General features: G+C 58.3%; 5 protein-coding genes. All 5 read right to left on the reverse strand.

Going from position 1 to position 4,448, the window contains the following annotated elements:
- Positions 1-135 precede the first annotated feature (135 nt).
- Positions 136-627: a type VI secretion system effector Hcp gene (gene hcp, locus ACOTZD_RS22755; RefSeq protein WP_009653685.1), complete on the reverse strand. Its 492-nt coding sequence runs from the start codon at positions 625-627 to the stop codon at positions 136-138.
- Positions 628-632: 5 nt separating this feature from the next.
- Positions 633-2,339 (reverse strand): OmpA family protein, encoded by a 1,707-nt coding sequence (locus ACOTZD_RS22760; RefSeq protein WP_421636373.1) that lies wholly within the window; start codon positions 2,337-2,339, stop codon positions 633-635.
- Positions 2,336-3,025, reverse strand: a complete 690-nt coding sequence (gene tssL, locus ACOTZD_RS22765; RefSeq protein ID WP_050870678.1) for a type VI secretion system protein TssL, short form — start codon at positions 3,023-3,025, stop codon at positions 2,336-2,338. Before tssL ends, ACOTZD_RS22760 begins: the two co-directional genes overlap by 4 nt.
- Entirely contained in the window at positions 3,022-4,362 is a 1,341-nt protein-coding gene (gene tssK, locus ACOTZD_RS22770) for a type VI secretion system baseplate subunit TssK (RefSeq protein WP_137048704.1), read from the reverse strand. The genes tssL and tssK overlap by 4 nt, the downstream gene beginning before the upstream one ends.
- 15 nt (positions 4,363-4,377) lie before the next feature.
- The coding region (locus ACOTZD_RS22775; protein ID WP_373559891.1) for a hypothetical protein at positions 4,378-4,448 on the reverse strand (71 nt) is incomplete at its 5' end.

Below are 4,448 nucleotides of genomic sequence, written 5' to 3' on the forward strand. Positions count from 1 at the left end.
CGTCGCTGTTCCCTGTTATTCAGGAACCCAAAGCGCATCAGGTCGGGCAGGCAGATTGTGTTTTTCTTTGCTGACCACCCGTCAGTACAGGCGCTCAGCAAAAAAAGCAGACGGCTGACCGTCTGCTCGGGGCTCTTACGCAGTGGCGCGTTCGTTCCAGGAATCGGAATGAATGATGTTGCCGTCCTTGTAGGTCCAGGTGATTTTTTCGTAACGCAGTTCAATCTGCTCGAGGTGGTTGTGCTTCTCGAAAGCAGGATCCTTGATGTCGTGCATCTTCGGATTCACTTTCACCAGCTTCACGTTCTCAAGCTTGGTGTTGAAGTACTCCACTTCCTGGCCTGCGTCATTGATTCTGTACCATTTGAACTCGGCAGATTTCAGGGTCTGGCCGGTCGTCACCGCCTTGTACAGGTACGGGCTGGAGGAGTCGATTTCCTTGGTGAACAGGAAAGGCGTGTGGATACGGGTGCCGGTCAGCTTGCCGGTATTGTTATCGGTCGGGATGTACAGGTTGTGCTCCTGGGCCACCACTTCGATACTGCCTTCACGATCCTGAACGTCCACGGACCCTTTGATGTCCGCGCCGCCGTCGTCCTTCAGCCACAGATAGACTGGAATTGCCATGTTAATTACTCCGTTACATTGTTATCAGCGCCATCATCCTGCGATGACGCATGGGTCTTGCCCGGCGCCTGGCAGGCATTCGCCTGCGGTACCAGACTGATTTCGACACGGCGGTTCAGCGCACGCCCTTCCGCCGTGTCGTTGGTGGCGACAGGACGGCTTTCACCATAGCCCTGCACCGCAAAACAGCTCTCCGGCACGTCGCCGGTATCCCGCATCCAGTCGCGGACCGACTCCGCACGCTTCAGGGACAGCACCTGGTTGAACGGGTCATCCCCGGTGCTGTCGGTATGGCCCGCCACCACAATCAGCCAGCCGGGCTTCGCCTTGATCCCCACCAGTGAGTTCACCAGCAGCTTCGTTGAGGCGGGTTTAAGCGCCCACTTTCCGGTATCGAACAGCGACATGCTGTCGAGGCGGACAATTTTCGGTGCCGGTTTGAGTTCCGGTTCAGGCGGCGGAGGCGGAGGCACATAAGAGCGAATCGCATTCAGCACTGGCATACGCAGACGTCCGCCCTGATACAGGCCCAGACTCAGCCGGGCCGGTACGCCGTTACGTGCATGGTCGTCCAGCAATGCCGCATCCTCGCGCAGCACGGCAACGGCGCCAGCTTTCGGCCCGGAGTCATTCATCGGTATACGTTCATAGCGTGCAATATCGAAGCTCACGCGTTGCAGCAGCTGGCGATTATTCCAGCCACTGCTGAGTAGCGCAGCAATGGCTGCCAGCGTGAAGATTCCGAGCGCACCGCGCCAGGTTCGTCCATGCGGTGTCAGGCCTCGTCCTTCTGGCAGTAAAGGGAGGACAAAATTCGGGAACAGGGAAATAACCGTACTGTCCGTTCCCGCCGGCTGCCAGCCAGACACCTGCTGCATCGCAGTATGGCGGGACAACCACGCTGTCCAGACAGAGGTGGCCATGCTTCCGGCCAGGATCGGACCCAATCCCCACAGAACCGCAACAGGTTCAATGACAGGAATATCGGGGTTTTCATCCATAAGGACAGCCTGGACGTGCTGTTGGAACCAGCTCATCAGGCTGTTCATCAGCACCTGTTGCTGCATCGCAGGCGTTCCGCCAGTATTAACCCATTCAGCAACTGAGCCAGGCGCTGAAGTCCCACTCCAGACCTTTACCCCTTCCCCCAGGATCGCCGTCTGCCAGAGCATGTCATTCATCATCGCACTGCCGACCTGTCCATTCAGAACCAGTGGCACAGAATGGCCGGTTGCTTTACGCAACCGGCTAATCTGCCAGCGCAGGGCAAGCAAACGACTGGTAAGGCGCTCACTGTCAGGGTGCTGCTGCGGACAAACACTGACCATCACTGACAGCTGACGTCCCCAGTCGGGGCGCAACCACAGTACCTGACGGGCGGCCTGCTCCAGTTCCAGATGATCCTCCACACGGATCCAGCAGCCCTGCGTGACAGTAAGCACAGGTGACTGATGCGGCCAGGCAAGCGGCAGATCGCCACAGACCAGTACCACGGGCTGACAATAATTGGCTTCAGGCAGGTCCTCCAGACACAGGGTGAAATCGTGCTGCACGCGACGGCAGGCGACAGCCCAGAACGCTATGATGAGTCCCAGTACCGCCAGCAGGACGAGAATGGAAACCAGCCGGGATGCTGGCAGAAACCACAGGCAGACCACTGCACTCAGCAGGGCAGCCCAGAGCGCAAGCCCGCGCTGTTGTGCAGGGCTCATTTCACGGCTCCCGGCAGCAGGGTAAGCAGTGTCTGATCCAGCCAGCAATCCAGTCCCCACCATAATGCGGTGACCACCACCACACTCAGGCCAATGCGCACGGGCCATGATGCCAGCCACCCCCCTATCCCCCGTCCGGCATGGCTTTCCGCCAGAACGGGATGGGGTTGTGAATAGCTGAACGGCGCAACATATTCATTAAGTGCATTCATGAGTTTCTGCCGCTCTGGATCGTTCAGGGAGCGGAAGTTGCCGAGGAATCCGAGCATCATGACTCGCTGGAAGCAGGTCACAACGGCGTGGTCAGGAGCCGGTTCACGCAGCACATCACGCATCCGATCGCATAACGTGTCACCGGCGTCCATGGTGCCAAGGAAATATCCCTGTAGGGGAATGTCATACCACTGTATACAGGCGTCATCCTCCACACCGCGACCTTTGACTGCCTCATCAAGCAGCGCACACTGTGCCGTAAGAATATGCTGGCAGCTGGCTTCATCGAGTTCGCTCGCTTTCAGTTCTCGCTGCACACGCCCGACATCATCAATGCAGCGCTCCCAAAGCGTACGCCCTTCCCCGTCCTGGAATGTCGGGCCGTGACGCAGACTGATCACCTGTAGCCAGGTGTCCTGTAACAGGGCATCAATATCAATGAACGCGGCAGTAGCGCGTTTACGATCATTCATGTTCTCAGTACCGCAAAGAGTTCAAGTTCAGGCTCGGCGAGCATTCCCGGAACGTAAAACATACAGGTGCCGCTCTGGAACATTTCGATGGCCAGGGGATGAGAGACATCAAGGCTGAAATACTGATTTTCCAGACGCAGTGGAATGGCTGCCGGCACATGGCGCAGCGGCATCAGAGGGACGCCCACCCGCGATGAATTGACGATACTCCTGACATGATCGGGACTGCCGACCTTGCACTGGCGCGGGAACTGCTCCTGCAATTGTGCCACCGGCATCGGTGAACGCACGGAGAGGTAATAATCAGCGCCTTCGCGCAGACGTGGATCATGCAGACGGGCCTGCCAGAAGTGAAGCCGGTCATCATGCTCAAGCTCAATCGCCACCACCCGCGATGGCAGGCTGGCTTCCAGAAGATCGCCAAGTAAATCAAACAGCGGCGGGAAGACGTTATTCAGTTGCTCATGCTGCCATGCCGGGATCGCACTGACCTGATGCTCCAGCGAGAATGTCAACAGGCTGCCTGCAAGCCTTGCCAGCTCCGGATAGAGACGCTCAGGCGGGCTTTGCGGGTGGCGCTGAAACTGACCCAGCACGGGCTCAGCACTGTTCAGGGCATTGAGCAGCCAGAACAATGAAACATCGGCTACGGCAAAATCCGCCATGCGCTCATTACTTTCCCGGCGCATGTCCATCAGGCGGCCCAGACGGGCGCGCAGTTGCGTCAACAGTTGCTCCAGCTGGGTCATCAGCCAGCGGCTGCCCAGCAACGCCAGCAGCGGCGGAAGGTATGTCTCATCAAGTACCCAGTTCCCCTGCGAATCTTGTTGCAGGCGGGCAACCGGACAGGTCAGGTAATCGCTATTGTTCTGATGGGCAAATCGCAACGTCAGCTCTGGCCGCATCACTGCAATCTGGCGGGTGTCATCGCCAAAAAGGTTGCGGACATCCCGCCAGCGCTGGCGATAGCGAACAGGACGCGCGGCCACCTCATCGGGCTTAAGGCAGTTGCCACCATTCGCGCGCAACAGCGGAAGAGCCAGAACCACCACCACGTCCTGTGTTTCACTCTCAAGCGCCAGCACCGGTGGCAGGTCGTCAGCATTATCCGTATCGATTAATGTCCCGTCAGGGAACCGGAGGTGCAGATGACGGGCCTGTAGACGGCCCAACTTCAGTACATCCGGTTCGAAAGTGGCATTAATCACCCCCCAGGGATGGGAGAGACCCAGTCGGGCGATACATTCCGCAGACCAGGCCGCATAGGCGGCCTGTTGCTGGAAGTGCTGGGGAGAGACCATCTGGCCCCTGCCCCATAACGGTTGTTCCGTTCTCATGCTTCCTGCCTTACGTTACGCTTTCGCTTTCGGCATCTGGCTCACCAGAGACAGGTTCACATCCATGCCTTCCACCTGGAAGTGCG

This window comes from Enterobacter cloacae complex sp. SHL022 (assembly GCF_049237785.1).
GTDB lineage: Bacteria > Pseudomonadota > Gammaproteobacteria > Enterobacterales > Enterobacteriaceae > Enterobacter > Enterobacter hormaechei_C.